Raw genomic sequence first — 384 nt, forward strand, 5'->3', positions numbered from 1 at the left:
CGCCATCGTTCGTTGCCGTTCCAATGACGATACCCAGTTCGTTGTAGATGTTTACTGTTGCTCCCGCTGGTACATCTTTTACAACTACTTTATCTGTTGTCGAGTTTGCTATGACTACAACAGGTGGCGCGCTTACTTCTGCCACTGCTGTCGCTGGTGTCTTCGTGCTTTCCAGCTTGTTCGTCTCCGTGATCGTCGCATCGATCTCTTGGCCTTCGTTCAGGCCAGTTGGGATGTTCACGGTCACATCACCTGTGCTGCCGCCATCGTTCGTTGCCGTTCCAATGACGATACCCAGTTCGTTGTAGATGTTTACTGTTGCTCCCGCTGGTACATCTTTTACAACTACTTTATCTGTTGTCGAGTTTGCTATGACTACAACAG

1 protein-coding gene is annotated in these 384 nt (G+C 49.2%); it reads right to left on the minus strand.

All coding sequences use genetic code 11. The features are described from left to right. Positions 1-384: hypothetical protein (locus K0T92_RS24735; RefSeq protein WP_219875286.1), on the minus strand; the 384-nt coding region annotated here is incomplete at both ends.

The organism is Paenibacillus oenotherae (genome assembly GCF_019443105.1).
Lineage (GTDB): Bacteria > Bacillota > Bacilli > Paenibacillales > Paenibacillaceae > Paenibacillus_Z > Paenibacillus_Z oenotherae.